Source organism: Sphingobium sp. LMA1-1-1.1 (assembly GCF_040676365.1).
Taxonomy (GTDB): domain Bacteria; phylum Pseudomonadota; class Alphaproteobacteria; order Sphingomonadales; family Sphingomonadaceae; genus Sphingobium.
The window spans coordinates 1-1,229 of record NZ_JBEGHS010000025.1 but is presented as its reverse complement, the minus strand read 5'-3'; the positions used below and the strand labels follow the sequence as shown (position 1 = coordinate 1,229).

Sequence of the window (1,229 nt, the reverse complement as noted above, 5' to 3'; positions counted from 1 at the left end):
ATGAGTTATTATGACGTTCTGATCGTGGGCGCGGGTCATGCTGGTGCCCAGGCGGGGATATCGCTGCGGCAGCTTGGCTTTGAAGGGTCGATCGGGATGATCGGCGATGAGAAGGATCCGCCCTATGAGCGCCCTCCCCTTTCGAAGGAATATTTTGCGGGTGACAAGAGCTTTGAGCGCATCCTGATCAGGCCGGCGAGCTTCTGGGCAGAACGCGGGATCGACATGCTGCTGGGCCATCGGGTCAAGGCGGTGGATCCGGTGGGCAAGTTCGTGACCATGGGCGGCAAGGAAACGGGCGATCGGGAAATCGGCTATGGCAAGCTGATCTGGGCGACGGGCGGCTCGCCGCGCATGTTGACCTGCACCGGCGCCGAAGCATCCAATGTCCACGCCGTGCGCCGTCGCGACGATGTCGACGCGATGATGGCGAAGATCGACCAGATCAACCATGTGACGGTGATCGGCGGCGGCTATATCGGGCTGGAGGCGGCCGCGGTGCTGAGCAAGTTCGGCAAGAAGGTCGTGCTGCTAGAGGCTCTGGACCGCGTGCTGGCGCGCGTTGCAGGCGAGGAGCTGTCGCGCTTCTACGAAGCGGAGCATCGCGCCCATGGCGTCGACCTGCGCACCGGCGCGCGCATGGACTGCATCGAAGTGACCGATGGCGATGCGGGTCCTCGGGCGACCGCCGTGCTGATGCAGGATGGCGAGCGGATCGAGACCGACATGGTCATCGTGGGCATCGGCATTATCCCGGAAACCGGCCCGCTGATCGCGGCGGGCGCCGTGGGCGGCAATGGCGTGGATGTGGACGAATATTGCCGCACCAGCCTGCCCGACATCTATGCGGTGGGCGATTGCGCCGCCCATGCCAACAGCTTCGCCCGCGGCGCGCAGATCCGGCTTGAATCGGTTCAGAACGCCAATGACCAGGCGAAGACGGCCGTCAGCCATATCATGGGCAAGGAAGAACCCTATCATGCCGTGCCCTGGTTCTGGTCGAACCAATATGACCTGAAGCTCCAGACCGTGGGCCTTTCAACAGGGCATGACCAGACGATCCTGCGCGGCGACCCGGCAACCCGCAGCTTCTCTGTCCTCTATCTCAAGTCCGGCAGGCTCATCGCGCTCGACTGCGTCAATGCGGTCAAGGATTATGTCCAGGGCCGAGCCCATGTCATTTCCGGCGCACTGCTCGACCAGGCACAGCTCGCCGACCCCGGCGTCCC

The 1,229-nt window shown here is 63.7% G+C and carries 1 protein-coding gene; it reads left to right on the top strand.

The genetic code is table 11. The features are described 5' to 3' along the window. On the top strand, positions 1-1,229 hold a 1,229-nt coding region (locus MRBLMA1_RS14025; protein ID WP_363737454.1), incomplete at both ends, for an NAD(P)/FAD-dependent oxidoreductase.